Source organism: Methyloversatilis discipulorum, from assembly GCF_000527135.1.
GTDB classification, from domain to species: Bacteria; Pseudomonadota; Gammaproteobacteria; order Burkholderiales; family Rhodocyclaceae; genus Methyloversatilis; species Methyloversatilis discipulorum.
In genome coordinates, this window is sequence record NZ_AZUP01000001.1 from 2,906,047 (window position 1) to 2,932,648 (window position 26,602).

A 26,602-nucleotide genomic window follows, 5' to 3' on the forward strand; every position below is an offset into this window, starting at 1 on the left:
GATGGCCTTTTTTTGCGTCTTTGCGAATCAGCGCGACTGCTTGATCAGGCGGCTGTTGGCCGCCTGCACCGGCCGCGCATTGTTCCGGTACAGGTGGCCGAAGATGCCGATCTGTTCCGGCGACAGCTGCAGCGGCTCCTTCATCACCAGCCAGGTCACGCCTTCCGAGCAGGGCGGCGTCGTCAGCGAACCCATATAGGTGTAGTAGTCACGCTTCTCCGGCAGCAGTTTCGCCAGATCGATGCTCACGTCCGGGCGCGACTCGACGTTCTTCTGCAGCGGCAGGTAGGCCCACAGCGTATTGAACAACGGATGTTCGGTCCCGCGGTCGAGCAGCACCGCCACCACGGCCAGATTGCCGTCCAGATCCTTGTGCACCAGGTGGGCGACCATGTCATAGGTCTTGCCGTTGACGCGCTCTTCCGCCGGTTTGTGGAAATGGAACTGCACCAGTTCGTAGCGCTTGCCGACCAGCGTGATCGTGCTGCCCTCGCCGACATTCACCTGCACCGTGTGGCCGTTGTCGACGACGGTGAAATAGGTGGTCCGGTAGTCGAACTGTATCGGCGGCAGATCGACCTTGATGCCGTCGCGGATGTCGATCGGCGATTGCGTCTGGCCGGTCGCGCATTTCGTCCATTCCGGCTTCAGCCGGCCCCAGTTCTGCGGGCCGAATTCGCCCTCGTAGCTCCAGTGGATGTCGCCGTGCGCATGCGCGACGGGCGTAGCCTCAACCGCCGGCTTCTTCGGCGCAGCATGTGCAGTCGGCGCCACGGCGGCCATGACCGGGCGCGGCCGCGGCTTCGGAGCCGGCGGCGGCAACGGGATTTCGCTGCGCATCACCGGCGGCTTGGTCGCCGCCGGCGCGGCGTCGTGGGTGTCCGGCTTCTTCGCGCCGGCATCGGCCACCTTTGCCGGCTCGGCCTTGCCGGCCTCAGCCTTCGCCGCCTCCGGCTTGCCCGCAGCGCCTGCAGGCTTCTTCGCGCTGCTCATTTCCTCGCGCGCCTGTGCCGCGGCTTCGCGCAGATCGGGCTTGATGTTCACCATTTCGGTGCGCTCGACCTTGCCGAGATCGCCCGCGTTGGCGGCGGTGCGCGCAGCGCGGCCAGCCTGTTCGGCCACCTGACGGAGTTCTTCGGCGGCCGGCGGCTGACACACTTCGCGGAACAGCTTTTCGTCCAGCGTGCCCGGCAGCAACGAAATCTCGCTGTCCGAGCCAGTGCGCTCCTCGCGCAGGATCTTCTGGTTGGCGTCGAGATAGACGCGCTTGATGGTGGCGAAACGCAGGCTCTGGCAGTCGTAGCGGTTGAGCGCCTGCACCATCGCGTAGCCGGTCTTTTCGGCGTCGGCCTCGGTCAGCACCAGACGGCCCCAGGCCACCTTCTTGCCGCCCTCGGCGCGCAGCACGCTGTCACGATCGATCTCGATCTTCTTGCCGCGGTCGGTCGAAATCGTGTGCCAGTCGGCCGCCTGCACCGCGCCACAGGCGCAGCCGATCGCCAGCGCGATCAAGGTCGGTCGGAAGATGGAAAGCTGCGTCATGTCCGGTCTCGTTCAGGCTCTGCCCGCATCCGGGCGATGACCGGTCTACGGCAGAGGGGCCCGTTGGCTTGAACGGCACGCCTTGCGTTGCCGTCGCGGGCGGGTTACCGTGGCGATGCACACGTTAGGGGTGCCGGTGACCTGAAGCATGGCAGCCGGCTGAGACACACCCTCAACACCTGATCCGGATCATGCCGGCGTAGGGAAACGGGCGACTTCTCGACATGGAAGCCGGCGTTCCCCGCGCCGACGCTGCAAGCACAGGAGCTTCCATGAACGCCAAAGACCCCCTGCACACCTTCCTCGCCGACCAGGCACACGTGGACGAAGCGGCGATCGCGCCGCTGCCCAACTCGCGCAAGATCCACATCGAAGGCTCGCGCCCGGACATCCGCGTGCCGATGCGCGAAATCTCCCAGGCCGATACGCCCACCGGCTTCGGCGGCGAGAAGAACCCGCCGGTCTTCGTCTACGACTGTTCCGGCCCCTACACCGACCCCAAGGCCTCGATCGACATCCGTCGCGGCCTGCCCGCGCTGCGCGCCCGCTGGATCGAGGAACGCGGCGACACCGAACAGCTCACCGACCTCTCGTCCGAATTCGGCCGCATCCGCGCAGCCGACAGCACGCTCGACGACCTTCGCTTCCCCGACCTGCACCGCCACCCGCGCCGTGCCAAGGCCGGCCGCAACGTGACCCAGATGCACTACGCCCGCCAGGGCATCATCACGCCGGAGATGGAGTTCATCGCCATCCGCGAAAACATGAACCGCGCCGCCTACGTCGAGAGCCTGCGCGCGACCGGCCCGACCGGCGAGAAGATGGCCAAGCTGCTCACCCGCCAGCACCCGGGCCAGAGCTTCGGCGCGTCGATCCCCGCCGAAATCACGCCCGAGTTCGTGCGCTCCGAAGTCGCCCGCGGCCGCGCCATCATCCCGAACAACATCAATCACCCGGAAAGCGAGCCGATGATCATCGGCCGCAACTTCCTGGTGAAGATCAACGCCAACATCGGTAACTCGGCCCTCGGCTCCTCGATCAACGAGGAGGTCGACAAGATGACCTGGGCCATCCGCTGGGGTGGTGACACGGTGATGGATCTGTCCACCGGCAAGAACATTCACGAGACGCGTGAGTGGATCATCCGCAACTCGCCGGTGCCGATCGGCACCGTGCCCATCTACCAGGCGCTGGAAAAGGTCGACGGCAAGGCGGAAGAGCTCACCTGGGACATCTTCAAGGACACGCTGATCGAGCAGGCCGAACAGGGGGTGGATTACTTCACCATCCACGCAGGGGTGCTGCTGCGCTACGTGCCGATGACCGCCAACCGCATGACCGGCATCGTCAGCCGTGGTGGTTCGATCATGGCCAAGTGGTGTCTGGCTCACCACAAGGAGAGCTTCCTCTACACCCACTTCGAAGAGATCTGCGAAATCATGAAGGCCTACGACGTGGCCTTCTCGCTGGGCGACGGTCTGCGTCCGGGTTCGATCTACGACGCGAACGACGACGCGCAGCTGGGTGAGCTCAAGACGCTGGGCGAGCTCACCGACATCGCCTGGAAGCACGACGTGCAGGTGATGATCGAAGGGCCGGGTCACGTGCCGATGCACCTGATCAAGGAGAACATGGACCTGCAGCTCGAGTACTGCAAGGAAGCGCCCTTCTACACGCTGGGCCCGCTGACCACCGACATCGCCCCGGGCTACGACCACATCACCAGCGGCATCGGTGCGGCGCAGATCGGCTGGTACGGCACGGCCATGCTCTGCTACGTGACGCCCAAGGAGCATCTGGGGCTGCCGGACAAGGACGATGTGAAGGAAGGCATCATCACCTACAAGCTGGCCGCCCACGCCGCCGATCTGGCCAAGGGTCACCCGGGCGCGCAGATCCGTGATAACGCGCTGTCGAAAGCGCGCTACGAGTTCCGCTGGGACGACCAGTTCAACCTCGGCCTCGATCCGGACAAGGCCAAGAGCTTCCACGACGAGACGCTGCCGAAGGAGTCAGCCAAGGTGGCGCACTTCTGCTCGATGTGCGGCCCGCACTTCTGTTCGATGAAGATCACGCAGGACGTGCGCGACTTCGCCGCCAAGCAGGGCCTCAACGAGGACGAGGCGCTGGCCAAGGGCATGGAAGTGAAGGCGGTCGAGTTCGTGAAGTCGGGCGCGGAGATCTATCAGAAGGTGTGAGGCGGAGGGCCGCCTCTCTGCTCTGTGAGAGCGGCCCTGCGGGCGCGGCCTTGGCCGCGACAAGGCCGTCGCCGTCCGCCGGCTTCGCTGCAGGCCGCTGTCGGGGTCAGAAGACCCCTCCCACAGAATCCAGCTCCGGCCACGGGTCGGGTGCGAACCTCGTGGGAGCGGCCTTGGCCGCGACGGGGCGGTCATCACAGGCACCGACTCCGCTTCAGGCTGCTATCGCGAGCGAGCTCCCACCGATCACGGCAGTACCCGAGGGCCTGTCACATCTCCGCTCAGCCTTTCGGCCCCACGCCGAAGAAACTGCGGAAACGGTCCCAGCGGCGCTTGAACCAGGCCCTGGGCGTGTCCTGCACATAGTAGGTGAGCATGATGGACACACGCTCGCCGTCGGCTTCGGTGGTCTGACGCACGCTGTGCCAGCTTTCCTTCTCGACGACAGCAAAGGCGTAGCCGCTGGCCGGCATGAAATCCATGGCCACCGTCCGCTCCGCGTCCGGACCGCTCCTCCCGTGGTGGAACACGGTGCCGAGGTGGCGCTGCGCGCTGTCCCGCGGCAGGTAGAACTGCACGGTGATCGCCTTGGCCGGCACGTCGGCATGAATGCCGATGCGATAGCCCGGCTGGTCACGGACCAGGATGGGAATCGGATAGAAATCCAGCTGGCCGATGGAACAGCCGAAGCGGGTTTCGAGCGAATGCCGGAACTTCTGCTTGAACGCGTCCTGCAACGCCCGCGAACGCAGTGTGCGCGATACGGCCGTCCACATTGCGCGCTGCTCGGCCGGCAAGCGCCAAAGCTGTTCCGGATACAGGTACATGCGCAGTCGCGCGCTGCTGCCGTCGGCACGCATCGCATCCTTGTGACGCAGCTCGTGGAAACGGTCGCGCGCCGGCATCATGGCCAGAAGCCTTGAATAGAACCTTGGAGAAAATACCTCTCGCATGTACAGATGCTCGAATGGAGCGGAGCTCGCCACGCTGTCGCGAATGGCGAAAAGCATCTGGTCGCCAGGCAGTTCACCGGATCTACTGCATGCACTCGGGGTCGTGCTCTGGGTCTGCATGTGATGAGTCCTCTATGCATCACAGTGAAAAAGCATAACCCCACTGTGCGCCAGCATGTTTTGTGACTCACATCACGAAACATGCTGGCGCACATTCAAGCTCCGTCGGCGGTTTGCCGCTAACACCGGCGAAGCTGAAAAAAGGCAAACCCGTCCGAAAGGCGGGGACGCAAAGTCACCGGTCTAATCCGCGCACGCGGGATGACGGCGGGGCCGCCAGTTCCCTCCTGTTCGATGCAGGTCCGGGGCGCGCCAGACGGTGACGACACGACAGACATCCGAGCCGGAGTTTCACGATGATCGCCCTGCGCCACGCCGCATCCCCCGTCTGCACCGCACTGATGTGCGCATTCGCGCTGTCGGCAGCCCCTGCTGCCGCTTCCCCGCGCGCGCTGCCGGCGGCCGGAACAGCGGTATCGGTGATGCAGCCGCTGCCGACGTCCGGAGCCGAGGGTGGCATGTGGCCCGTGCGGCTGGACGTGGCACGCCTGCGCTCAGCCCAGCCAGGCGAAGTGCTCCGGTTCGCGCTGCCCGACGGCAATCATGTCGACGTCGTGTTCGATTCGACGCTGGGTGGCACCGACGGCCTGCAGTGGATCGGTCACCACACCGCCGGCAGGCAATACGCGGTGCGGCTGCGCATCGATGGCGAACTGGCCGCAGGGGTCATCCGCACTCCAGACGGCGGTTTCGTACTGGGCCACGTGGACGGCGCTCAACTGATGGGTCCCGATCTGTCGGCGGCAGCGAATCCCGTTGCGCTGGATGGTCTGCCTTCGATGTTCCTGAGCGCCGACAGCGTGACGCCGGACGACAGCACGCAGGGCCCCGAAGCGCGCGCCGCACGTCGGCCGGCTGATGTCGCCCATCCGGTCAGCTTCAATCTGGTCGCGCTTTCAGCACTTGAGCCGGGCGAGAACGTGACGCTGTCGATCCCAGAGCACGGTGACTATCGCGTTCGCTACGACCGTACCGATGCCGGCGATGCCGACACCACGACCTGGGTCGGCCATCTGGCCGACTACGGCAGCGAATTCCGCGTCATCGTCACGTCTGGGCCGAACGGCAGTGTCGGCAACATCCTGACGCCCTCTGGCGAACTGATGCTGGTAGATAGCGGTGGCACGCAATGGCTGGTCGACCCGGTGCGCTCCGGACTGTCGCAATTCGAATCCGAGCATGCCGACGCCGTGGGCGAGGATGTACCTGCAGCAGCCGGTGGCGTTACGGCGATGGGCGGCACCTCGGCCGCGGCGGATGCGGGCACCACTGGCACCACGACGGCCGGCAGCGGCAGCGCGGCCAACGGCAGCGAAACGACGATCGATCTGCTGGTGCTCTATACGCCGGGCTTCAAGAAGAAGCACGGCAGCGTATTCGGCACACGAATCGCCCAACTGGTCGCGCTGGCCAATCAAGCCTACGTCGACAGCGGTGTGCCGATGCGTCTGCGCCTCGTCGCCAGCGCGCAGGTGAATGACAGCGACACCACCAGCAATTCGACCACCCTGTCCGCATTGGCGCGCGGTACCGGCGCCTACAGGACGGTGCCGGCACTGCGCAAGAAGTATGGCGCCGATCTGGTCGCCGTCGTGCGCCCCTTCTACATGACGGCACAGGGTGGCAGCTGCGGCGTGGGCTACGTCGGCGGCTACAACGGCAGCAACATTGCCTACTACGGCAACTACGCATACTCCGTGGTCAGCGACGGCCGTGACATGGCCGGCAGCTATTACTACTGCACCGACTACACTTTCACCCACGAACTCGGCCACAACATGGGCCTGATGCACGATCGCGCTACGGTCGCGCGCCAGGGCGGGGGCAGCGGCAGCCACCCCTACGCCTTCGGTCACGGCCGAAGCGGAAGCTTCGGCTCCATCATGAGCTACATCTCGCCGGTGATCGGTCGCTTCTCCAACCCGGATCTGACGGACTGTGGCGGCAGCTTCGCCTGTGGCGTTCCGGTCACCGATCCGGCCAGCGCACACAACGCCCAGGCCTTGAGCAACAACCGCGCGGCGGTGTCGTCATGGCGGTCGACGACGGTGCCCACCAGCTATCAGGTATCGGGCACCATCTCGCGCGGCGGCAGGCCGCTTGCGAACGTCACGATGAGCGCAACCGATGGCGCGACCTGCACCGCGAGCGGCCGCACGGGCGCCTACGCCTGCACCGTGCCCTGGGGCTGGAGCGGCGTCATCACGCCGCAGCCGACCGTCGGCAGTGTGCGCCCGGCGAATCTCTTGCTGACGACAGTCAAGGCCGCGCAAAAGAAGAAGAACTTCGTCGTGCGCTGAGCATCCGGCGTCCGTACGGCTCGCGCGGTTACCATAGCGCCCTGCGACCCGACGTGCGGGTCAACTTTCTGTGGGGCAGTCTGATGCGGATCACTTTCATCGGCGGCGGCAATATGGCCAGCGCGCTGATCGGCGGCATGTTGAAGCGCGGCGCCATCGCTGCCGACATTGCCGTGGTCGAACTCCAGGCCGACGGTCGCGACCGGCTGGCGCGCGAATTCGGTGTGCGTGCGGTCGAGGCGCTGGACGCCAGTGCGGCCGGCTGCGACCTGCTGGTGCTGGCGGTGAAGCCGCAGCAGATGCGCGAAGTGTGCGCCAGCATTGCGCCTCTGATCGACGGACAGACGGTACTCAGCATCGCCGCCGGCCTGCGCGCGAGCGACATCGGTCGCTGGCTCGGCGGGCGGGCGCGCATGGTGCGTGCAATGCCGAATACGCCGGCGCTGATCGGTCGCGGCGTGACCGGCCTGTATGCCGACGCATCGGTCGGTGACGCCGAACGCGCCCGCGCCGAAGAGCTGCTGTCGGCCGTGGGCCGTACGGTGTGGGTGGACGACGAGAAGCTGATCGACGCCGTCACCGCGGTGTCCGGCAGCGGCCCGGCCTACGTGTTCTATTTCATCGAGGCGATGGTGCGCGGCGGCGAGGCACTGGGGCTCACCGCCGATCAGGCGCGCGAGCTGGCCATCGCCACCTTCACCGGCGCGTCGGCGCTGGCGGCACAGAGCCCCGAATCGCCGGCCACGCTGCGCGAGCGCGTCACGTCGAAGGGCGGCACCACCGAAGCGGCACTGAAGTCGATGAATGCCGACGCCGTCGGCGACGCCATCGTGCGTGCGCTGGCCGCCGCTGCCGCGCGCGGCGCGGAACTGGGCGACCAGCTCGGCGCCGCCTGAACCGGCGCCCGGCCAACACTGTCTTCACGCGATACGACAACGACACGAACCCATGCTGACCGACCTGACCCTGCTCGTCCTCAACGCCGTCGCCAGTTTCATCACCACGCTGCTGCTGGCCCGCTTCTACATGCAGTGGGCGCGCGTGAGCTTCCGCAACCAGATCGGCGCCTTCGTGATCCAGACCACCGACTGGGCGGTACTGCCGGCTCGGCGCGTGATACCGGCGATGTTCGGACTGGACATGGCGACGCTGGTGGTCGCCTGGCTGATCCAGGTGGCGCTGATCCTGGTCGGCGCGCTGCTGCACGGCAGCATCGGTGCCGACGGTCTGATACCGCTCGCGCTGCTGCGCGGCGTGATCGAAATCGCGCGGCTGTCGGTGTGGTTCCTGATCATCGTGCTCATCATTTCCGCGGTGATGAGCTGGGTGTCGCCGGGCAATCCGATCGGCAGCATGATGAACGCGCTGACCCGCCCCTTCCTGCAGCCGATACAGCGCGTGATGCCGCCGATCGCCAACGTCGACCTGTCGCCGCTGGTGCTCATCCTCATCCTGCAGATCGTGCTCTACCTGATCGACGCGCTGTCGCGGCAGCTGTTCGGCCTGCTGGTCTGACGCCGCCGCCGAAGCGGCGGAAACGCGTTCAGACGCTCATATCGACCTGGCTCACGCTACCCGCAGTGCCGTCCTCGCGCAGGTAGACGCCGGTCGCGCGCATTTCGCCCAGTGTTTCGTTGGCGGCATTGCGCAGGCTGAACGGCGTGTCGACGCGGCCAAGATAGAAGGCGCCGGCGTTGGCCTGCTTCATCGTCTGCAGCGTGCCGGGGCCTTCCGCGTCCGGGCGCCACAGCCGCAGCTGCGCGAAGCCGCTGTCGGCTTCATCGATCCAGCCGTTGCCGTCCTCGTCCAGCGCGGCCAGTTCCTCGAAACCATTGCCGGTGGTCGGTCCGAACAGTTCGCGGCCGTCGTCGATGCGACCGTTGCCATTGCGGTCGAACGCCAGCATGCCGCGTCCGCCGGCCAACGGCACCTGCTCCTTGCTGCCGTCGGCGTCGAGATCGAAGGCGAAGCGGACGTCGGACAGCGCCGCCGCCGGACCGGCGAAGTCCAGCATCAGCGGGTCTTTCAGCACGGCGTCGCCGGCGCGGAAGGATTCGCTGACGCTCATGCTTAAGCTGCGCGACATCTCGCTTTCGAGCTTGAAGGCGATCTCGCGCCCGTCGGCGGTGCGCACCGTCCCTTCGGCGGCGAAGCGCGTGGTTTCCGATTCGCTGTATTCGGCGTGGTAGTCGTACTCGATACCCCAGCCGGCGCGCTGCGGCGCCTGCGACTGCGCCGCAGCCGCAGTACCGGACGAAGCGGGCGGCGCTTCGGTCGGCATGTCCGCGCTGCGCAGCCAGCGCACCGGCTGGCCGGTGATCTTCTCTATCATCATGATGAGCAGCGACAGCCGGGGATCGTTGCGTACGGCCTCCTCGATGCCGTCCGGCGCCTCGACCGGATCGGCCTGCTGTGCGGCGAGCGCCGCTGGCGACAGGCTGATGCGCGCTTCGCTGCGCGACGGGGGTGGGCCGTCGGTGGGCGGGCGGCGACGCTCACCGGTCCACATTTCAAGTCGTTCGGATACCTGCAGACGCCGCGATTCGGCGTGCGAGGACTCAAGCTGTACGGTGCTGGCGGCGACCTTCACGGTTCTGTGCCTCCTGGGTTCTGACCTCGATGTGCCACCCGGAAAGTGAAGCGCGCGCACGTGCCCACGTGCAGTCGGCGACGCTTGCAGGCGTGCCTGCAAGCGTCCGTACCGACCATCGGGCGGCTTGGCAGCGTCGCACCTGACAGCAAGTCGGGCGGTATCGCCGCACCCTGCGCGAGGCAGGGCGTCAGCCGCGCGTGCGCTTCACTTTCCGGGCGGATACACAGATTTACGGCCGCTGCGGCGGGCGCCGCAGGGTAAGAGAACATGCGAGGCAGATGAGCACCCGCGCTCATGGCGGATGCCGTGCAGACCGCGTGCACTCAGTGCATCAGCACCGGTGCTGCAATGAAGGTGTTGCTGCCGCGGCTGAGGTCCAGCGTGCCGCGGGCGAGGCGGCGGCTGTCGCCGTCGATGTCGTTGGCGACCCAGGTTTCGCGCTCCTTGGACACCAGGTAGATGAGCACCACGTCGCGCGTGACCGGCGGCGAATCCGGCGCGTCATCGTCGAACTCGGCCAGCCGCAGCACGCAGCTCAGGCCGATCAGGTCGATGCCCGGCTCGGCGATGGTTTCCTGCACGAAACGCACCACCGACGCCTCGTCCAGCATGTCCATGCGGGCCAGCGCGGCGTCGGTGATGCGCCCGTGATCCAGCTGCGCCATCAGCGCAGTCGGTCGCGGCGGGCTGCCGCACGCGAGCATCGCGTCGGCGTGATCCTGGCAGGCGCGCAACACAGCGCGGAAACACGCTTCCTCCGTTGGCAGCATGGTTGTCTCCTCCACATGTGTGGGTCGCGTCCATGTGCGCGCCTGATGTGAAAGCTAGACCTGTGCGGAAAGGAAGTCATGACGCGCTGCCATGGCGGCAGTGCACCAAGTGGCGCGGGTTTGCCGGGTGGTTTGCGGGCGAAAGCTCAGGCCGTGGCGGCTTGCGTGAAGTCGTGCAGTGCGGCGTCGGCCTCTGCCGGCGACACGACGCAGGCGTCGACACGGGCGGCCGGCGGGCCGGTCTCGGCCCACGCCACCAGTGCATCGAGTGCCGCCGGACGACCGACGGCATAAGCCTCGACCGAGCCGTCCCGGCGATTGCGCACCCAGCCGGTCAGTCCGAGGCGACGCGCCTGCTCGACCATGGACGCGCGGAAGAACACGCCCTGCACGCGACCGCTGATCGCGAAATGCAGGGCTTCGACCTCGCTCTCGTCCATCGCCGCGCGCTTACTTGACGCGCATGCCCGGCTGCGCGCCGGAATCCGGCGACAGGATGAACAGCCCCGGCACTTCGCCCTTGTCGTCGGAGGCGGCCAGCACCATGCCTTCCGACATGCCGAACTTCATCTTGCGCGGCGCGAGGTTGGCCACCATCACGGTGAGCCGCCCGACCAGCGCCGCCGGGTCGTAGGCCGACTTGATGCCGGCGAACACCTGGCGGGGTTTTTCCTCACCGATATCCAGTTGCAGACGCAGCAGCTTGTCCGCACCTTCGACATGGTCGGCGGCGACGATTTTCGCGATGCGCAGTTCGACCTTGGAGAAATCGTCGATCGAAATGTGTGCGCCGGCGTCGGCGGCCGGGGTTTCAACCTTCTTCGGTGCTTCGGTCTTGGCCGGCGCGGCAGCGGGGGCTTGCGTGTTCACCAGGGATTCCTTGTTGGCGTCGACCAGCGCGACCACCTGCTTGGGGTCGATGCGGGTCATCAGGTGCTTGTATTCGTTGATGGTGTGACCGGCCGTGAGGGTCGAGCCGAAGTCGTCCCAGCCCAGCGGCGCGATGTTCAGGAAGCGCTCGACCTCGGCCACCAGGTGCGGCAGCACCGGCTTGAGCAGCACCGACAGCTGGCGGAACAGTTCGAGCGCGGTGCTGCACACCGACTGCAGCTTGTCGTCCTGCCCGTCCTGCTTGGCCAGCACCCACGGGGCGTGGTCGTTCACGAACACGTTGGCCTGGTCGGCGCAGGCCATCACCTCGCGCAGCGCACGCGCGTAGTCGCGCGACTCGTAGGCGTCGCGGATCGACGCCTCGTGCCAGTGAAACGGTACGGTCGGCGCCGACAGCACGCCGCCGAAGCGCTTGGTGATGAAACCCGCGCAGCGGCTGGCGATGTTGATGTACTTGCCGACCAGATCCGAATTGACGCGCGCGACGAAGTCGTCGAGGTTCAGATCGATGTCTTCCATCGAGCCGTTCAGCTTGGCGGCATAGTAATAGCGCAGCCATTCCGGATTCAGGCCGAGGTCGAGGTAGCTCTGCGCGGTGATGAAGGTGCCGCGGCTCTTGCTCATCTTCTCGCCGTTCACGGTGAGGAAGCCGTGCGCGTTGATCTGGGTCGGCGTGCGGTAGCCGGAGTGCTCCAGCATGGCCGGCCAGAACAGCGCGTGGAAGTACAGGATGTCCTTGCCGATGAAATGGACCATTTCGGTGCCCGCCGCCTTCGCACCCGCGGCGTCGAGAAAGTCCGCCTCGCTGATGTCGTGGCCGAGCGCCTTCTGCTTAGCGACGTAGTTGCGGAAGCTGCCGAAATAGCCGACCGGCGCGTCCAGCCAGACATAGAAGAACTTGTTATCGGTACCCGGGATGCGGAAGCCGAAATAGGGCGCGTCGCGCGAAATGTCCCAGTCGGACAGGCGGTTGTCGCCCGGCTCGCCCAGCCATTCCTTCATCTTGTTCGCCGCTTCCGGCTGCAGCCGGTTCGAGCCCTGGGTGAAGTCGCGCAGGAAGTTCTCGCACTGCGGGGCCGACAGCCGGAAGAAGTAGTGCTCGCTGGCACGCCGCTCTGGCGCCGCGCCCGACACCACCGAATAGGCGTTCTTCAGTTCGGTCGGCGCATAGGTGGCGCCGCACACTTCGCAGGAGTCGCCGTACTGGTCCTTGGCCGAACACTTCGGGCACTCGCCCTTGATGAAGCGGTCCGGCAGGAACATCTCCTTCACCGGGTCGTAGAACTGCTCGACCGAGCGCTGGGCGATCAGGTCGCCGGCCTTCAGCTTGGCGTAGATGTCTTCGCAGAAGGCGCGGTTCTCGTCGGAATCGGTCTGGTGGTAGTTGTCGAAACTGACCAGGAAGCCGCCCAGTTCGCCGGCGCCCTTCTTCCACGCGGCTTGCACGTCGAGGCCGCCGAAGAAGTCGCGGGCATGTTCGTGCAGCACGCGCTCGACCAGTTGGCGCGGCGTGATGCCTTCCTTCTCGGCGCGCAGCATGATGGGCGTGCCATGCTGGTCGTCGGCGCCGACGTAATGCACCTCGTGCCCGCGCATGCGCTGGAAGCGCACCCAGATATCGGTCTGGATGTATTCGACCAGATGGCCGAGGTGGATGGCGCCGTTGGCGTAAGGCAGGGCGCTGGTGACGAGCAGGCGGCGGCGGGACATGATGGAGGGCGAAGTGACAGCCAAAGCGGGGAAACCCGCAATTCTACTGCCCGCACGCGGCTGCGCCACGGTGCGCGGGTGTATCGGTTATACTTTAGTAAATTGATCGGGTATTCCGCGACAGGCGCGCACGAGGCGCGACGGCGGCTACCCAGCGTACGGAGTTGTCCATGTCCATCACCGAAGCCCAGGTCCAGAGCGCGCTCAAGGAACTGATAGACCCGAATACCGGCAAGGATTTCGTCAGCACGCGCAGCGCGCGGAACATCCGCATCGACGGCGCCGACGTGTCGGTCGATATCGAACTGGGCTATCCGGCGAAAAGTCAGATGGACCACCTGCGCCGCCTCGCCATCGCCTGTCTGCGCGCGATTCCGGGTGTCGGCAACGTCAGCGTCAGCGTGACACAGAAGATCGTGTCGCACGCGGTGCAGCGCGGCGTGAAGCTGCTGCCCGGCGTCAAGAACATCATCGCCGTCGCCTCCGGTAAGGGCGGCGTCGGCAAGAGCACCACCGCAGTGAACCTGGCACTGGCGCTGGCTGCCGAAGGTGCGACCGTCGGCCTGCTCGACGCCGACATCTACGGCCCGTCGCAGCCGCAGATGCTGGGCATCACCGGCCGTCCCGAATCGCCGGACGGCAAGTCGCTGGCGCCGATGACGGCCTACGGCATCCAGGCGATGTCGATCGGCTTCCTGATCGACGTTGAAACGCCGATGGTGTGGCGCGGCCCTATGGTGACCTCGGCGCTGGAACAGCTGCTGACCGAAACCCGCTGGGACGAGGTCGATTATCTGGTGATCGACATGCCGCCGGGCACCGGCGACATCCAGCTGACACTTGCGCAGAAGGTGCCGGTGACCGGCGCCGTCATCGTCACGACGCCGCAGGACATCGCGCTGCTCGATGCGCGCAAGGGTCTGAAAATGTTCGAAAAAGTGGGCATCCCCATCCTCGGCATCGTCGAGAACATGAGCCTGCACACCTGTTCGAAGTGCGGCCACGAAGAACACATTTTCGGCGAGGGCGGCGGTGCGCGGATGGCGGCCGACTACGACCTCGACGTGCTCGGCTCGCTGCCGCTGGCGATGCAGATCCGCGAGCAGGCGGATTCCGGCAAGCCCACCGTGGTGTCCGACCCGGACGGCCGCGTCGCCGAAATCTATCGCGACATCGCACGCAAGGTGGCCGTCAAGATCGCCGACAAGGCGAAGGACATGACGGCCAAGTTCCCGAGCATCGTCGTGCAGAACACCTGATCGAGCCGCCCGCCGGGCGGTCGCGTGGGGAGAGTCCGGATGAAGCTGCTGAAACTGCTTGTACTTGCATCCTGTAGCGCGCTGCCCGCCTATCTGCAGGCGGCCGACCCGGTCAAGGGCGGAGAACTGGTGACCGAAGCGCAGTGCGAAAGCTGCCACGACGATCGTTACGGCGGCGGCGACGGAACCCAGATCTACCTGCGCAGCGACCGCCGCGTCAATTCACTGGCGCAGCTGGCCACCCAGGTCAGCGTATGCAATTCGCAACTCAATACCGGCTGGTTCCCGGAAGACGAGGCGCACGTCGTCGCCTATCTGAACAAGCGCTTCTACAAGTTCAGATAGGCGCTACAGACCCTGGTTCAACTCACCGAACGCCGGCAGTAGCAATAGACGAACTGCTGCACGGCGCCACCCGGCGTGTGGTGCGTTTCGCGGCTGTGTTCGAGCAGTTCGAAGGGCGCGCCGAATTCGGCGTGCAGCGCGTCGGCGCCGTAGCGCATGACCGGCAGTCCGCTGCAGCGATCCGGCCCATCCTCGGCGAAGGTGGCGACGATGACGTGACCGCCCGGCTTCACCGACTGCAGCACCCGTTCGACATAGGCTCGCCGCTGCGCCACATCGGTCAGAAAGTGGAAGACCGCGCGGTCGTGCCAGAGGTCGTAGCGCTGGCGCGACACATCGACGGCGGTGATGTCCGCCTCGACCCAGCTCACCCGTTGCGCGTTGTCGCCGAGCCGCGTCTGCGCCGCAGCGAGTGCGGCAGCGGACAGGTCGAGTACGGTAAGGTCGTGATAGCCACGCGCCAGCAGATCGTCGACCAGGGTCGAAGCGCCGCCGCCGACGTCGATGATCGCCGCATCGCGCGCGAGGCCGGCGCGGGCGATCAGTTCCAGCGAGTGTTCGGCATGCGGCTGGAACCAGCTCACGCTGTCCGGCGTCCGCTGGGCATACACCTCTTCCCAGTGCGTCTTTGCCCGACCGTTCATCGCGCAGCAGCCTTCAGCCCGGTGGCGATCGCGTCGTCCAGGTAGGCGCCGTAGAAATCCGCCTTGCCGGCACCGATCAGCGGCGACGCGACCTGCTGGCCCCGCGCGTCGAGGAAGAGCACGGTGGGTGCGAACTGCACCTTGAGCCGCTTCGCGAAGGCGGCCTGCGTGGTGGCCGAGCCGTCGAAATCGGTCAGCGCACGCGCGCTGTTCAGATCGACCTCGCGGATCACCAGCCGGCCGCGCTGTGCGGCGTCGCGCGCCAGCGGTGCGAGATAGTGGCTGCGCACCTCTTCGCAGTAATGGCAGCCGGGCAAGGAGAACAGCACGACGAACACCACACCCGGGTTGGCCGCCTCGCGCGCGTCGTTCGCCGCGTGCACCAGCACCGGCAGCGCCGCGCCGGCCGTGCGCGCGGGCTTGGCGGCCAGCGCCGGGCAGACGACCAGCGCAGCGGCAGCAATCAGGGCGCGCCACTTCATTTGCCGAGCGCCTCCTGTTCCATGCGCAGGAAGGTACCGTAGGCGTTGATGCGGTTGGCGGCATCGAAGGCCGGCATCTTTTCCCAGCGGCTCCAGTCGGTGCGCGCGTAGGCTTCGTCGAAAGGCATGAAATCGGCCACCGCGCGGCCCATCTGTTCGCGCAGATAGGCGATGTAGTCGCGCGTCATGCCGAGATCGCGCGCCGGGTCGGTCGAGGCCGGACCGTGACCGGTCACCAGCGTGCCCGGCTTCATCGCCAGCAGCTGTTCCATCGTGCTGAGCCAGCGCTTGCTGTCGGCGTCGCCGACAAACGGAATGCGGCCGATGAACAGAATGTCGCCCGAGTAGATGACGCGGTCCTCGCGCACGACGATGACCATGTCGTCCGGCGCGTGCGCCGGGCCGAGATAGACCAGCTCGAAGGTGATGTCGCCCATGCGGAAGCTGGTGTCGCCCTCCAGCCACACGTCGGCAGCGACCAGCCGCGTGTTGGCGTCTACCCAGGGGTCGAGGTCGCGCCGCCGCTGTTCGAGCCGTGCGCGCCCCTCTTCGCCCTCGATGTACTCGCGTCCTGCGCGATGCGCCCACACATCGGCACCGATCGCCTTGAAGGCCTGCAGGCCGTAGAAGTGGTCGGCGTGGTAGTGGGTCACCAGCACGCGCTTGATCGGCTGGTCAGTCACGGAACGGATCGCGGCGATCAGCGCCTGACCCAGCGCAGGTGTGCCGAGCGCGTCGATCACGACCACGCCGTCACCGGTGACGACGAAGCCGGCATTCGAGTTGAACGCCTCGTTGGCCAGACTGGCCGGGCCGGATTCGCCCTGCACGTACCAGCTGTGCGTGCCCACCTGTACCGGCTTCAACGCCGCACGCAAGGCGGGTGCGTCGCCCGCCGCTGCGAACTGCGCGAGGAGGAGTGCGCAGGCTGCAAGCAGCTGCCGGAGCGGCGGGCGACGCAGCGGGCGCATGGTCAGGCCATCCCCGGGTTGCCGGCCACGCCCTGCAGTTCGGGCAGGTTGAGCTTGACCGGCTTCACCGTCTTCACGTCCTTCAGATAGCGTGCCATCAGATCCCAGATCGGTTCGCCGCCGGCGTTCTTCGCCTCTTCCGACACCGGCGCCCAGCCGGCGACGCGGTAGGTCTTCGATGCCTCCAGCGGCTTGCCGTTGAGCGTCATGCCGCTGATGCGGCTGCCCATCTTCGCGGTCGGATCGCAGCGGTACTGCAGCCCACCGACGCGCACCATGTCGCCGCCCTGCTGGTAGTAGGGATCCGGGTTGAACAGGTTGTCGCAGACGTCTTCCAGCACCGTCTTGATGAACTCGCCAGTCATCGGCGTCAGCGTCGTGTACGGATAGGTGATGGCGGTCTGGTCGAGCAGGTTTTCCATCGTGATGGCATCGCCCGGCAGCAGGCTGGTACCCCAGCGGAAGCCCGGCGAGAACGCGATCTCGGCATCCTTCATCTTCATCAGCCCGTCGAGGATGAGCTGATCAAAGCTGCCGTTGAAATTGCCGCGGCGATACAGCAGGCCCTCGGTCACCGCCAGCTTCTCGTTCAATTTGGCCTCATGCGGCGCGCGCATCTTCTTCACCAGCGCCGTCATGTCGGCGTCGGCCGGAATCAGGTTGGAGAACACCGGCAGCAGGTGATAGCGGAAGTCGCTCACCTTGCCGCCCTTGACGTCGAAATCCAGCACGCCGAGGAACTTGCCGTTGGAGCCGGCGTTGGTCACCAGCGTCTGGCCACCGCCGTTCTTCACGATCACCGGCGCCGGCACGCCATCGTGCGTGTGGCCGCCCATGATGGCGTCGATGCCGCGCACGCGCGAAGCCATCTTGATGTCGACGTCCATGCCGTTGTGCGACAGCACGACCACCACCTGCGCGCCCTTGGCGCGGGCGGCGTCGACATGCTCCTGCATCGACTCGTCGTTGATGCCGAAGCTCCACTCCGGCGTGAAGTAACGCGGATTGGCGATCGGCGTGTAGGGGAAGGCCTGGCCGACGATGGCCACCGGCACGCCATTGATCTGCCTGATCACGAAGGGCGGGAACACTTGGTCGCCGAAGTCGGTGGTCTTCACGTTCTGCGCGACGAAGTCGATCTTGCCTGCGAAGTCGCCGTCGACGATCTGCTTCACGCGCTCGGCGCCGTAGGTGAATTCCCAGTGGCCGGTCATCACGTCGACGCCGAGCAGCTTGCAGGCATCGACCATGTCCTGGCCCTTCGTCCACAGCGACAGACCCGAACCCTGCCAGGTGTCGCCGCCGTCGAGCAGCAGCGCACCGGGCCGGCTGGCCTTCATGCGCTTGACCAGCGTCGCAAGGTGGGCGAAGCCGCCGACCTTGCCGTAGGTCTTCGCCGCCTGCGCGAAGTCGAGGTAGGTGAAGGCGTGTGCCTGCGCCGTGCCGGGCGCGATGCCGAACTGCTTCAGCAGCTTGTCGCCCACCAGATGCGGCGCGCGGCCCGCCATGTCGCCGATGCCCAGATTCACGTCCGGTTCGCGGAAGTAGATGGGCATCAGCTGCGCATGGCAGTCGGTCATGTGCAGCAGGCTCACGTTGCCGAAGCGCGGCAACTCGTACATCTGCCCGGCCGCAGCCGCGGCGCGGGCAAAGTCGCTGTGCAAGGTCATTCCGCCAGCGCCGGCCAGCGCCAGCAACTGGAGGAATTCGCGGCGGTGCATGCTCATCGGCGCATCACTCCGCGTTGACCGGCGACTTCGGGTCGAGCAGCAGCGCCACGATGTGGCGGATCTGTTTCTCGTCGAGGATGCCGTGCGCGCCGAAACGCGGCATGTTGGTGCACGCCGTGTACGCGTTCGGATTCCAGATCTTGCCCCACACGTACTTCTGCGTCGCTTCGGTGTTGCCGTGCAGCTTGCCGTACTGGTAGAGGCTGGGGCCGATGGTGCCGAAGGAGATTTCCTTCTTCGTGATGCGGTGGCAGTTGTAGCAGTTGCCGCCGTTCGGATCACCCGGCTTGTCGCTCCAGGTCAGGCCGCGACCGCTCTGCGCGATCTTCTCGCCTTCTTTCCAGTCACCGAGGTAGTTGCCGTCGGACGGCCACTTGATGGCGGCCATCGCGCTTTCCTGGATGCGGTCGCGCAGATCGTCGTCGATGTGGTGACCGTGCTTGGAGCAGGCGGTCATCACCTCGTCCTGCTGCAGGCGGTCGGTCTTGACGATGCCCTGTTCGCGGAACGAACGTGCCATCACTTCGGCGGTGTCGCGGTCATACGCCGCCTGCTGTTCTGCACTGGGGCGGCCACCGGCACAGCCGGCGACGGTGGCGAGGGCGGCCAGAGCGAGTGCGGTATTGCGCAAGGTGCTGTTCATGTCGTCGTCTCCTCAGCGCTTGATCGCGGGCGCGGTGCTCTCGCCGGCTCCGTTGGCGGTCACGCCCAGATAGGTGGACAGCGCGATGGTCACGTCCGAGCCATACAGCGGATAGGGGAAGCGCTGCTGGCGGAAGCAGTCGTTCAGCCGGCGCTGCATGCTCCACAGCTCGCCGCTGGACACGCGGTAGGCCGGCCAGGCGCCGAAACCACGCGCGGCATCCGGGCCTTTGGTCAGGTTGGGCAGATCCTGCAGGCGGATGCGCTTGCCGTCCTCGCCGTGACAGGTGACGCAGCCGAAGTCGTGCGTACCGCCGCGGTAGTTGAAGGCGCGCTTGCCGATCTCGTACATGCGCTTCTCTTCCGGATGCGAGGTCGGCACGTTGAACTTCATGCCGCGCGACTCTGCGGAAATCCACGCCACCAGCGCCTCGATGTTCTTCTGCTCGCCCTTGCCGAAGGGCGTCTTCGCCACTTCGTCGGCGGGGATGCCCTGCAGCGTTTCCATGCAGGTGAGCAGTCGGGATTCGAGGTCCTGCACCCGCTTGGTGTCGGCGAAGTAACGCGGCAGCGTGACGAAGGCCCCCTTCACCACGCCCGGGCCCTGACCCAGGTCGCACTTTTCCAGCGAGGCGTTCTTCGGGCCGCGCGCGGTGCGCCACAGTTCCTCGCCCTGCATTTCCCACAGTTCCGCGGGATTGCCGTCAGCCAGCGCCTCGCGGTACTTGGCGATGCCTTCGGCGGTGGCGTCAGCGCCTGCCGGCATCGCCGGCAGCATCAGCGCCAGGGCCGATGCGGCAACGCATGCGGCGTATCGGGTGCCATTCATATCTCTTCCTCCAGTCCTGCGTGTGATGACTCGACTGTGTGCGGGACTGACCTTCGTGAGGTCGTCCTGTCTTTTGGTGGCGTCGCGCCGGGCGGAGCGTCAGGACACGACGACTTCGTCGGTGCGCTTTTCGCCCTTGTTGTCCACCCAGCTCACGCTGACCTTGTCGCCCTTGGCCCCACCCTTGAACTTGAACTGCAGATAGGGGTTCTTCGACACTGCCGGACCGAACTGACCGGCCAGCACGACGCGGCCGTTGTGGGTGGCGGTGATTTCGGTGATGTGATGGGCCGGAATCAGGGCGCCGGACGCGTCCTTGCGCTGGCCGGTTTCCATGTCGTGGCTCATCAGGATCTTCACTTCGGTTTCGGTGCCATTGCTGGCGGCGCGGATGCGCATCGGACCTGCTGCCATGTCTTGCTCCTTGAATGTACGGGTGTTGGGGACGTCCGGGGCTCAGCCGCCGCAACCGCCCAGCGTCACCTTGATTTCCTTGGTGGTCATGTAGAAGCTGCCACCTGCCTTGACCAGCGCGAACACGTTCGAGGTCTGACCCATCTTGACGCGCGTACTGACGTCGGCAGCCGTGCCTTCAGGCAGCGTGAAGCTGGCGGCCAGCATGCTCGGGTTCTTCTCGATCAGGATGGCGATGAACTCGGTGCCCGGCAGCGTGCTCTTGACGGCGACCGGCACGACGGCGCCGTTCTCGGCGATGTCGGGCGCATTGATCTGCACGTCCTTCGAGTCGGCCGGTTTGCCTGCGCCCAGTGCCTTGAGCGCGTCGTCCATCGTCTTGGCGTCGAACGCCGCCTTGTCCCAGGCAGCCTGCGCCACTTCCGGCGTGATCAGGCCGGCGGCGACCAGCACGCCGAACAATCCCAGTGCGCCCCCCGACTTCAGGGCTTCTCTTCGCTGCGAGTTCATCTACTTCCTCCTCAGTTTTCGGGCGAACCCGACAAGATCCATTTCACCAACGCATCGACGTCGGCATCGCTGACCTGCGCCTGCGGCGGCATCGGGACGTCGCCCCAGGCGCCGCTGCCTCCGTTCCTGATGCGGGCCGCGAGGCCCGATTCTGCACTCTTGTCGCCCTTGTAGCGCTGCGCCACGTCGCGGAAGGCCGGCCCCAGTATCTTGCTGCCGACACCGTGACAGCCACTGCACCCGTGTTTCTTCATCAGTTCGAGCGCCGGATGCGGCTTGGCGGCAGGCGCTGCGGGCGCCCCTGTCTTCTGTCCGCGCACCGGGCCGACCACGCGATTCTGCTCGGCCAGGTTGCCGTGCGCGTCGCGCGCGTAGTCGGGCAGACTGGAACCGAGCGTGATCTGCGTCTTGCAGTTCTTCATGCAGGCGACGTTCTTCACGTCCGGCTTGCCCTTGACGTCCCACAGCCCGTGCTTCGTCGTCATGCCGTTGCGGTTGGGCATGCGCTTCTGCACTTCGGCGATGTTCTTGTCCGACAGCACGTAGTCTGCAGGAACGATCTCGCCCAGATTCAGGATGTAGGCGAGCACCGCATAGGTGTCGTCGGCGCTGAGCGACTTCGGCGCATTCCACGGCATCGCGCGATGGATGTAGTCCCACAGCGTGGACACCGTGGCCACCTTCATCAGCGTCGTGCGCTGCGGTGCATCACCGCGGATGTAGGCGCCGACGCGGCCCTTCTCGATGTCCTCTTTCGTCGTGCCGCCGACGATGGGCGTGAACACCTCGTTGCTTTCGCCGAAGGTGCCGTGACAGGACGCGCACTTGCTCTCCCAGACCTCCATGCCGCGATCGACCGAGCCGGAACCGGGCGGCAGGCCAGTGAAGTCGGGGCGCACGTCGATGTCCCAGGCCTTCACCTCGGCCGGGGTGGCGCTGCGGCCGATGCCTTCGTACTTGCCGGCGGCAAGGGTGGCGCCGGCGCTCAGGGCGAGTGCGGCAGCGAGGGCGAGTTCAGTAAACCTGGACATTGCTCACGTCTCCGCTTTCCGCCAGCTTCCACGACTGGATGGCGTTGTTGTGATAGATCGAACGGGTGCCACGCACCTCGCGCAGCTGCGCATAGTTGGGCTGCACATAGCCGGTGTCGTCCATCGCGCGCGACTGCAGGATGGCCGGGCTGCCGTCCCACACCCAGTCGATGTTGAAGCGCGTAAGCGCCTTCGACAGCACCGGCGTTTCCAGCCGTGCGGTGCGCCAGTTCTTGCCGCCATCGGTCGATACGTCCACCCGCTTGATCTTTCCGCGACCCGACCAGGCGAGGCCGGAAATGTTGTGGAAACCACGGTCGAGCAGGGTCTGGCCGCCGGACGGCGTGGTGATGACGGACTTGCACTCCTGGATCGACGTGTACTGGCGGTGGGTACCGTCCGGCAGCAGATCGATGTAATGGATGGCTTCGTCCTTGGCCGCCCAGGGCTGGTCGCCCACCTCGATGCGGCGCAGCCACTTGACCCAGGACACGCCCTGGATGCCCGGCACCACCAGGCGCAGCGGGTAGCCGTTCTCGGGGCGCAGCATTTCGCCGTTCTGACCCCAGGCGACCAGTACGTCGTCGAGCGCGCGGTCAAGCGGAATAGTGCGCGTCATGCTCGAACCGTCGGCGCCCTCGGCCAGCACGAATTTCGCGCGCTTCATGTCGATGCCGCAGTCGTCGAGCAGCACCGACAGCGGCACACCGGTGAATTCCGAACAGGACAGCATGCCGTGCGTGTACTGCACGGTGGGCACCGCGACATTGCCCCACTCCATGCCGGTGTTGGCACCGCACTCGATGAAGTGGATGCGCGACACCGAAGGCAGGCGCATCAGGTCGTCCATCGTATAGACGCGCGCTTCCTTCACCAGACCATTCACCATCAGGCGGTGACGTGCCGGGTCGATGTCGTGCCAGCCCTGGTGGTGGCGCTCGAAGTGCAGGCCGGACGGCGTGATGATGCCGAACAGACCCTGCAGCGGCGCGAACGACACCGATGCGGCAGCCACCCGGGTCAGGCCGGGACTTTCGCGACGCTTCAGTCCGGCTTCGTACTGCGACGGTGTGCCGTAAGGCCGCTCGGCCACCGGTCGGCCCAGTGTGGTGCTGTGCTCGGGCAGGGTCAGGATGGCCGGATCACCGTCGGCAGCGCGCGCAACGCCGCTGCCGGCCGCCACCGCAGTCGCGGCGACGAAGGCGTTGCGCAGGAAATCGCGCCGACCGGCGGCGACCTCGCCTATCTGTTCGGGTGTGAGAAAGCCTTCGGGTGCGCGACGGATGCGCCCCGGACGGACGGGTGGCTGGGACATGTCTTCTCCGTGACTATTCGGACGCGATTTCGAGCGCGCGGCCGACCTTCTTCAGCGAGGCCTTGCTGGGTTTGCTGGGCAGATTGAGTGCGCTGCCCGACGCGATCTGGATGCAGACGGTGCGGCAGATCGACGGGAAGTTGGGGTCGATCAGCTTGTAGAAGACCATGCTGCCGTCCTTGCGGCGGCCGACGATGCCGGCGCGGTACAGCATGTTGAGATGGCGGGACGTGTTGGTCTGGCTCAGTCCGGACTGACTGACGACGTCGGCGACAGAGCGCTCGCCATCGCACAGGCAGTGCAGGATTTTCAGCCTTGCCGGCTCGGCCAGCAGTCCGAAGTAATCGGCCACCGACTCGAATACCTTGTCCAGCTCCGGATCGTGTTCCATCGCTGCTCCTCATATCGTTTGAATTGAGCATATGCGCGATTGCGCATATCTGCAAGAAAAAATTTATCGATCTTTTGACTTGAGGGTGCGAGCTTTTTTGTCTAGCGTGTCGATAGTCCGCAACGAGCGCCTGCGCCAGAACGGACGCAACGGAACCCCCAGTGCAGATACCGAGGAGGAAAAGAATCTTGAACAAGACAATGCCAGGGCTGGCTCTGGCACTGCTGTCGCTGAGCGCGACTGCAGTGCATGCAGCGGACCCTAATCTGGGCCGAAATCTTGCGGCGACCTGTGCCAACTGCCACGGCACCGACGGCAACAGTGTCGGCGGCATGGAAGTGCTCGCGGGCATGCCCAAGGGCAAGATGCTCAATTCGCTGAAGGCTTTCCGCAATGGCGAAAAGCCGGCGACCATCATGCACCAGATCTCGAAGGGCTATACCGACGCTCAGCTGGAACTGATCGCGGACTATTTCTCGTCGCGCACGCCGACCGGAGGTGGCAAATGAGCATCGGACGTCGCGGTTTCATACAGGGCACGCTCGGCGTGTCGGCCATGGCGGCACTTTACGGTTGCGCCGGTGCCGGCAAGGGCAAGGGTCACGTGGTGGTGGTCGGTGGCGGCTACGGTGGCGCCACCGCCGCCAAGTACATTTCGATGTGGAGCAATGGCGGCATCCGCGTGACGCTGGTCGAGCGCAACGCCGCCTTCGTGTCGTGCCCGATCTCCAATCTGGTGCTGGCTGGCGAGAAGCAGTTGTCGGACATCACGGTGGGCTACGAAGGTCTGGCCAAGTACGGCATCAAGGTGGTGCAGGACGAAGTGACCGCGGTCGATGCCGACAAGCGCGTGGTCAAGCTGGCCAAGGGCGGCGATCTCGCCTATGACCGGCTGGTGCTGTCACCGGGCGTGGACTTCATGTACGACGGCCTGCCCGGACTGCAGTCGGCGTCGGCGCAGCAGTCCATCCTGCACGCCTGGAAGGCCGGTCCGCAGACGGTGGCGCTGCGCAAGCAGCTCGAAGCGATGCCCGATGGCGGCGTGTTCGCGATGACCATTCCGAAGGCGCCTTACCGCTGCCCGCCGGGTCCGTACGAACGGGCCTGCATGGTGGCGCACTACTTCAAGACGAAGAAGCCGAAGTCCAAGGTGCTGGTGCTCGACGCCAACGAGGAGATCGTGTCGAAGAAGGGCCTGTTCCTGAAGGCCTGGGCCGACAACTACAAGGGCATCATCGAGTACCGGCCGCAGAACGAGTTGCGCGACGTCGATGCGGCCAACCGCACGGCCATCCTGGAATTCGATCAGGTGAAGGCGGACGTGCTGAACGTGGTGCCGCCGCAGCGCGCCGGTGACATCGCCGCGAAGTCGGGGCTGAAGCTGATCAACAACCGCTGGGTGGACATCAACTGGCTGACGATGGAATCGACCAGCACGCCGAACATCCACGTGCTCGGCGACGCCATCTTCCCGGCACCGACCATGCCGAAGTCGGGCCACATGGCGAATCAGCACGCCAAGTTGGCGGCAGCCGCCATCGTGAACCTGATGGCCGGCCAGCCGCCGTCGGACGCGCCGCTGGTGATGAACACCTGCTACAGCTTCGTCGATGCGACCAATGTCGTGCACGTGGCGTCGGTGCATGCATTCGATGCCGCAACCAAGCAGCCGCAACCGGTGAAGGGCGCCGGTGGTCTGTCGGCGGGCCCGACCGAGATGGAAGGCAAGTTCGCGCTGGCCTGGGCGAAGAACATCTGGGCCGACATGCTCACCTGATCGCGACTTCTTCCCCTGCCGGGGGCGGCTCTCCGAAACGGGGAGCCGCCCCTTTTTCATGTCCCGTCGTCCTCCGCGATCCCGCTCCTGACCGGGTAGAAACCCTCGATGCCGGGCGTGCTCGTCCGGATTTTCCCCGTCCTCCTCGCCGCGTAGAACTGTCGTCGTCACGCGATGCGCCCGCAGCGGCGCACGCGCGACGGACAACAAGGCAGTCATGCCCACAACAAGGACAAGGAGGAAGATGAATGAGCCGTGTAATCAAGCGGACGATGGCGGTCGTCGCACTGGCGCTGCCGGTGGCGGTGCAGGCGGCCGCCGGCGACTGGGAGCTCAGTCTGGGACTGATGTCGGTCAACGCGGACATGGATTCGCCGGTGCTGGGCGTCGACGCCTCTGACCGGGTCACGCCGGTGATCAACGCAAGCTATTTCCTGACCCGTCAGATCGCGCTGAATACCGCTGCCGGCATTGCGCGACATCGCTTCAGCCTCGGCGGCGCGACGCTGGGCCGGGCTTCTATGGCGCCGCTGAATCTGGTGGCGCAGTGGCACTTCCTGCCCGAAGGACGCTTCCGTCCCTATGTCGGCGTTGGCGTCCACCACACGCTGTTCTTCGACCAGGAAGGCCCGGTCTTCGACCAGCTCGCCCGCTTCAAGTCCGATACCGGCCTCGTGCTGCAGGCGGGTGTCAGCTGGTCGGTGTCGGAGCGCTATTTCATCAACCTGGATTACAAGAAGTTCTATCTGGAAACCGACGTGCGCTTCTCCGGAGCGCCCGCCCGCGTGGAACGCCTCGGCCTCGATCCCGACGTGTTCAGTCTTGCGTTCGGCATGCGCTTCTGAGCGGCGACGACGGCCATGCAGGATGACCCTCCGGTGCCAGACGGCGTGGCCGTCGTCGTCGACGCGCGGGGCAGCCATTGCCCCGGTGCGCTGATGGAACTGATCGTGGCACTCAAGCACGCGCGACGCGGGGACTTCCTGCTGGTGCTGGCGGACGACCCGGGTTCGGCGCGGGAGATTCCCGAGTGGCTGTCCAAGGTGGGGCAACGTCACGTATCCACCCGCAGCGAGCAGGGGATTCTGCACATCATGGTCGAGAAGACACGTGGCTAGGGTGTGTTGCCATTGGATCGCGGGCCGCGCGCGCATCCCGATGCGTCCGGATCAAGGCGGGGCGACG

Annotated in this window: 27 protein-coding genes and 2 riboswitches; of the genes, 10 read left to right on the forward strand and 17 right to left on the reverse strand. The window is 65.9% G+C overall.

The features are described from left to right. Positions 1 to 27: 27 nt before the first annotated feature. Positions 28 to 1,542 carry a carbonic anhydrase gene (locus METFAM1_RS0113490; RefSeq protein ID WP_019915858.1) on the reverse strand — a complete coding sequence of 505 codons (1,515 nt, stop codon included), beginning with the start codon at positions 1,540 to 1,542 and terminating at the stop codon, positions 28 to 30. Positions 1,543 to 1,658: 116 nt separating this feature from the next. Beyond that, a riboswitch (TPP riboswitch) is annotated at positions 1,659 to 1,765 on the forward strand. Between the two features lie 49 nt (positions 1,766 to 1,814). On the opposite strand from METFAM1_RS0113490, the gene thiC reads away from it, so the two are divergent. After that, entirely contained in the window at positions 1,815 to 3,740 is a 1,926-nt protein-coding gene (thiC, locus tag METFAM1_RS0113495) for a phosphomethylpyrimidine synthase ThiC (RefSeq protein WP_019915859.1), read from the forward strand. A gap of 281 nt (positions 3,741 to 4,021) precedes the next feature. On the opposite strand, the gene METFAM1_RS0113500 is transcribed toward thiC, so the two are convergent. Next, positions 4,022 to 4,648 carry a hypothetical protein gene (locus METFAM1_RS0113500; protein ID WP_019915860.1) on the reverse strand — a complete coding sequence of 209 codons (627 nt, stop codon included), beginning with the start codon at positions 4,646 to 4,648 and terminating at the stop codon, positions 4,022 to 4,024. 298 nt (positions 4,649 to 4,946) lie between these two features. Then, positions 4,947 to 5,034, forward strand: a riboswitch (cyclic di-GMP riboswitch). 75 nt (positions 5,035 to 5,109) lie between these two features. Between METFAM1_RS0113500 and METFAM1_RS0113505 the strand changes: the two genes are divergently transcribed. From METFAM1_RS0113505 to METFAM1_RS0113515, 3 genes are all read left to right on the forward strand, one after another. Next, complete coding sequence (locus METFAM1_RS0113505) at positions 5,110 to 7,113, forward strand: reprolysin-like metallopeptidase (protein ID WP_019915861.1); 2,004 nt, start codon at positions 5,110 to 5,112, stop codon at positions 7,111 to 7,113. An 83-nt stretch (positions 7,114 to 7,196) separates the two neighbouring features. Beyond that, positions 7,197 to 8,009, forward strand: coding sequence for a pyrroline-5-carboxylate reductase (proC, locus tag METFAM1_RS0113510; protein ID WP_019915862.1), 813 nt, complete (start codon positions 7,197 to 7,199; stop codon positions 8,007 to 8,009). A 52-nt stretch (positions 8,010 to 8,061) separates the two neighbouring features. Further along, complete coding sequence (locus METFAM1_RS0113515; RefSeq protein WP_019915863.1) at positions 8,062 to 8,628, forward strand: YggT family protein; 567 nt, start codon at positions 8,062 to 8,064, stop codon at positions 8,626 to 8,628. 28 nt (positions 8,629 to 8,656) lie between these two features. On the opposite strand, the gene METFAM1_RS0113520 is transcribed toward METFAM1_RS0113515, so the two are convergent. The 4 genes from METFAM1_RS0113520 to metG form a co-directional block, all read right to left on the reverse strand. After that, on the reverse strand, positions 8,657 to 9,703 hold the full coding sequence (locus METFAM1_RS0113520) for an SPM autocatalytic domain-containing protein (RefSeq protein ID WP_019915864.1): 1,047 nt from the start codon (positions 9,701 to 9,703) through the stop codon (positions 8,657 to 8,659). Positions 9,704 to 10,029: 326 nt separating this feature from the next. Continuing rightward, positions 10,030 to 10,476: a hypothetical protein gene (locus tag METFAM1_RS0113525; RefSeq protein ID WP_051102759.1), complete on the reverse strand. Its 447-nt coding sequence runs from the start codon at positions 10,474 to 10,476 to the stop codon at positions 10,030 to 10,032. 146 nt (positions 10,477 to 10,622) lie between these two features. Next, positions 10,623 to 10,916, reverse strand: coding sequence for an acylphosphatase (locus METFAM1_RS0113530; protein WP_019915866.1), 294 nt, complete (start codon positions 10,914 to 10,916; stop codon positions 10,623 to 10,625). 10 nt (positions 10,917 to 10,926) lie between these two features. Continuing rightward, positions 10,927 to 13,077 (reverse strand): methionine--tRNA ligase, encoded by a 2,151-nt coding sequence (gene metG, locus METFAM1_RS0113535; protein WP_019915867.1) that lies wholly within the window; start codon positions 13,075 to 13,077, stop codon positions 10,927 to 10,929. Positions 13,078 to 13,247: 170 nt separating this feature from the next. Between metG and apbC the strand changes: the two genes are divergently transcribed. After that, on the forward strand, positions 13,248 to 14,336 hold the full coding sequence (apbC, locus tag METFAM1_RS0113540; RefSeq protein ID WP_019915868.1) for an iron-sulfur cluster carrier protein ApbC: 1,089 nt from the start codon (positions 13,248 to 13,250) through the stop codon (positions 14,334 to 14,336). 39 nt (positions 14,337 to 14,375) lie between these two features. Then, positions 14,376 to 14,681 carry a hypothetical protein gene (locus tag METFAM1_RS0113545; protein WP_019915869.1) on the forward strand — a complete coding sequence of 102 codons (306 nt, stop codon included), beginning with the start codon at positions 14,376 to 14,378 and terminating at the stop codon, positions 14,679 to 14,681. A gap of 17 nt (positions 14,682 to 14,698) precedes the next feature. On the opposite strand, the gene METFAM1_RS0113550 is transcribed toward METFAM1_RS0113545, so the two are convergent. From METFAM1_RS0113550 to METFAM1_RS0113600, 11 genes are all read right to left on the reverse strand, one after another. Further along, on the reverse strand, positions 14,699 to 15,325 hold the full coding sequence (locus METFAM1_RS0113550) for a class I SAM-dependent methyltransferase (protein WP_019915870.1): 627 nt from the start codon (positions 15,323 to 15,325) through the stop codon (positions 14,699 to 14,701). Continuing rightward, positions 15,322 to 15,807 (reverse strand): thioredoxin fold domain-containing protein, encoded by a 486-nt coding sequence (locus tag METFAM1_RS0113555; RefSeq protein ID WP_019915871.1) that lies wholly within the window; start codon positions 15,805 to 15,807, stop codon positions 15,322 to 15,324. The genes METFAM1_RS0113550 and METFAM1_RS0113555 overlap by 4 nt, the downstream gene beginning before the upstream one ends. Then, positions 15,804 to 16,778 carry an MBL fold metallo-hydrolase gene (locus METFAM1_RS0113560; protein WP_019915872.1) on the reverse strand — a complete coding sequence of 325 codons (975 nt, stop codon included), beginning with the start codon at positions 16,776 to 16,778 and terminating at the stop codon, positions 15,804 to 15,806. The genes METFAM1_RS0113555 and METFAM1_RS0113560 overlap by 4 nt, the downstream gene beginning before the upstream one ends. Before the next feature lie 2 nt (positions 16,779 to 16,780). Next, on the reverse strand, positions 16,781 to 18,505 hold the full coding sequence (gene soxB / locus METFAM1_RS0113565; RefSeq protein WP_019915873.1) for a thiosulfohydrolase SoxB: 1,725 nt from the start codon (positions 18,503 to 18,505) through the stop codon (positions 16,781 to 16,783). A 7-nt stretch (positions 18,506 to 18,512) separates the two neighbouring features. Then, a complete protein-coding gene (gene soxX, locus METFAM1_RS0113570; RefSeq protein ID WP_019915874.1) occupies positions 18,513 to 19,151 on the reverse strand; it encodes a sulfur oxidation c-type cytochrome SoxX in 639 nt (212 codons plus the stop codon). Between the two features lie 12 nt (positions 19,152 to 19,163). Beyond that, complete coding sequence (gene soxA, locus METFAM1_RS0113575; RefSeq protein WP_019915875.1) at positions 19,164 to 19,979, reverse strand: sulfur oxidation c-type cytochrome SoxA; 816 nt, start codon at positions 19,977 to 19,979, stop codon at positions 19,164 to 19,166. A gap of 99 nt (positions 19,980 to 20,078) precedes the next feature. After that, positions 20,079 to 20,393 carry a thiosulfate oxidation carrier complex protein SoxZ gene (gene soxZ / locus METFAM1_RS21220; RefSeq protein WP_020162952.1) on the reverse strand — a complete coding sequence of 105 codons (315 nt, stop codon included), beginning with the start codon at positions 20,391 to 20,393 and terminating at the stop codon, positions 20,079 to 20,081. 42 nt (positions 20,394 to 20,435) lie between these two features. Further along, on the reverse strand, positions 20,436 to 20,903 hold the full coding sequence (gene soxY / locus METFAM1_RS21225) for a thiosulfate oxidation carrier protein SoxY (protein ID WP_020162951.1): 468 nt from the start codon (positions 20,901 to 20,903) through the stop codon (positions 20,436 to 20,438). A gap of 11 nt (positions 20,904 to 20,914) precedes the next feature. Then, positions 20,915 to 21,934, reverse strand: a complete 1,020-nt coding sequence (locus METFAM1_RS0113590) for a c-type cytochrome (protein WP_019915878.1) — start codon at positions 21,932 to 21,934, stop codon at positions 20,915 to 20,917. After that, positions 21,918 to 23,249: a sulfite dehydrogenase gene (gene soxC, locus METFAM1_RS0113595; protein WP_019915879.1), complete on the reverse strand. Its 1,332-nt coding sequence runs from the start codon at positions 23,247 to 23,249 to the stop codon at positions 21,918 to 21,920. The genes METFAM1_RS0113590 and soxC overlap by 17 nt, the downstream gene beginning before the upstream one ends. A gap of 13 nt (positions 23,250 to 23,262) precedes the next feature. Then, entirely contained in the window at positions 23,263 to 23,640 is a 378-nt protein-coding gene (locus METFAM1_RS0113600) for an ArsR/SmtB family transcription factor (RefSeq protein ID WP_019915880.1), read from the reverse strand. 188 nt (positions 23,641 to 23,828) lie between these two features. On the opposite strand from METFAM1_RS0113600, the gene METFAM1_RS0113605 reads away from it, so the two are divergent. The 4 genes from METFAM1_RS0113605 to METFAM1_RS0113620 all read left to right on the forward strand — a co-directional run bounded on the left by METFAM1_RS0113605 (position 23,829) and on the right by METFAM1_RS0113620 (position 26,535). Next, on the forward strand, positions 23,829 to 24,149 hold the full coding sequence (locus tag METFAM1_RS0113605; RefSeq protein WP_024300701.1) for a c-type cytochrome: 321 nt from the start codon (positions 23,829 to 23,831) through the stop codon (positions 24,147 to 24,149). Then, positions 24,146 to 25,417, forward strand: a complete 1,272-nt coding sequence (locus METFAM1_RS0113610; protein ID WP_019915882.1) for an NAD(P)/FAD-dependent oxidoreductase — start codon at positions 24,146 to 24,148, stop codon at positions 25,415 to 25,417. The genes METFAM1_RS0113605 and METFAM1_RS0113610 overlap by 4 nt, the downstream gene beginning before the upstream one ends. 248 nt (positions 25,418 to 25,665) lie before the next feature. Further along, positions 25,666 to 26,262 carry an OmpW/AlkL family protein gene (locus tag METFAM1_RS0113615; RefSeq protein WP_024300702.1) on the forward strand — a complete coding sequence of 199 codons (597 nt, stop codon included), beginning with the start codon at positions 25,666 to 25,668 and terminating at the stop codon, positions 26,260 to 26,262. Positions 26,263 to 26,277: 15 nt separating this feature from the next. Next, positions 26,278 to 26,535 (forward strand): sulfurtransferase TusA family protein, encoded by a 258-nt coding sequence (locus METFAM1_RS0113620; protein ID WP_019915884.1) that lies wholly within the window; start codon positions 26,278 to 26,280, stop codon positions 26,533 to 26,535. Positions 26,536 to 26,602: the final 67 nt, after the last annotated feature.

Bases quoted from the DNA above. Each gene is read 5' to 3' on its own strand.
- METFAM1_RS0113490 (WP_019915858.1), bottom strand. From the start codon at position 1,542: ATGACGCAGCTTTCCATCTTCCGACCGACCTTGATCGCGCTGGCGATC.
- thiC (WP_019915859.1), top strand. From the start codon at position 1,815: ATGAACGCCAAAGACCCCCTGCACACCTTCCTCGCCGACCAGGCACAC.
- METFAM1_RS0113500 (WP_019915860.1), bottom strand. From the start codon at position 4,648: ATGATGCCGGCGCGCGACCGTTTCCACGAGCTGCGTCACAAGGATGCG.
- METFAM1_RS0113505 (WP_019915861.1), top strand. From the start codon at position 5,110: ATGATCGCCCTGCGCCACGCCGCATCCCCCGTCTGCACCGCACTGATG.
- proC (WP_019915862.1), top strand. From the start codon at position 7,197: ATGCGGATCACTTTCATCGGCGGCGGCAATATGGCCAGCGCGCTGATC.
- METFAM1_RS0113515 (WP_019915863.1), top strand. From the start codon at position 8,062: ATGCTGACCGACCTGACCCTGCTCGTCCTCAACGCCGTCGCCAGTTTC.
- METFAM1_RS0113525 (WP_051102759.1), bottom strand. From the start codon at position 10,476: ATGCTGCCAACGGAGGAAGCGTGTTTCCGCGCTGTGTTGCGCGCCTGC.
- METFAM1_RS0113530 (WP_019915866.1), bottom strand. From the start codon at position 10,916: ATGGACGAGAGCGAGGTCGAAGCCCTGCATTTCGCGATCAGCGGTCGC.
- metG (WP_019915867.1), bottom strand. From the start codon at position 13,077: ATGTCCCGCCGCCGCCTGCTCGTCACCAGCGCCCTGCCTTACGCCAAC.
- apbC (WP_019915868.1), top strand. From the start codon at position 13,248: ATGTCCATCACCGAAGCCCAGGTCCAGAGCGCGCTCAAGGAACTGATA.
- METFAM1_RS0113545 (WP_019915869.1), top strand. From the start codon at position 14,376: ATGAAGCTGCTGAAACTGCTTGTACTTGCATCCTGTAGCGCGCTGCCC.
- METFAM1_RS0113550 (WP_019915870.1), bottom strand. From the start codon at position 15,325: ATGAACGGTCGGGCAAAGACGCACTGGGAAGAGGTGTATGCCCAGCGG.
- METFAM1_RS0113555 (WP_019915871.1), bottom strand. From the start codon at position 15,807: ATGAAGTGGCGCGCCCTGATTGCTGCCGCTGCGCTGGTCGTCTGCCCG.
- METFAM1_RS0113560 (WP_019915872.1), bottom strand. From the start codon at position 16,778: ATGCGCCCGCTGCGTCGCCCGCCGCTCCGGCAGCTGCTTGCAGCCTGC.
- soxB (WP_019915873.1), bottom strand. From the start codon at position 18,505: ATGAGCATGCACCGCCGCGAATTCCTCCAGTTGCTGGCGCTGGCCGGC.
- soxX (WP_019915874.1), bottom strand. From the start codon at position 19,151: ATGAACAGCACCTTGCGCAATACCGCACTCGCTCTGGCCGCCCTCGCC.
- soxA (WP_019915875.1), bottom strand. From the start codon at position 19,979: ATGAATGGCACCCGATACGCCGCATGCGTTGCCGCATCGGCCCTGGCG.
- soxZ (WP_020162952.1), bottom strand. From the start codon at position 20,393: ATGGCAGCAGGTCCGATGCGCATCCGCGCCGCCAGCAATGGCACCGAA.
- soxY (WP_020162951.1), bottom strand. From the start codon at position 20,903: ATGAACTCGCAGCGAAGAGAAGCCCTGAAGTCGGGGGGCGCACTGGGA.
- METFAM1_RS0113590 (WP_019915878.1), bottom strand. From the start codon at position 21,934: ATGTCCAGGTTTACTGAACTCGCCCTCGCTGCCGCACTCGCCCTGAGC.
- soxC (WP_019915879.1), bottom strand. From the start codon at position 23,249: ATGTCCCAGCCACCCGTCCGTCCGGGGCGCATCCGTCGCGCACCCGAA.
- METFAM1_RS0113600 (WP_019915880.1), bottom strand. From the start codon at position 23,640: ATGGAACACGATCCGGAGCTGGACAAGGTATTCGAGTCGGTGGCCGAT.
- METFAM1_RS0113610 (WP_019915882.1), top strand. From the start codon at position 24,146: ATGAGCATCGGACGTCGCGGTTTCATACAGGGCACGCTCGGCGTGTCG.
- METFAM1_RS0113615 (WP_024300702.1), top strand. From the start codon at position 25,666: ATGAGCCGTGTAATCAAGCGGACGATGGCGGTCGTCGCACTGGCGCTG.
- METFAM1_RS0113620 (WP_019915884.1), top strand. From the start codon at position 26,278: ATGCAGGATGACCCTCCGGTGCCAGACGGCGTGGCCGTCGTCGTCGAC.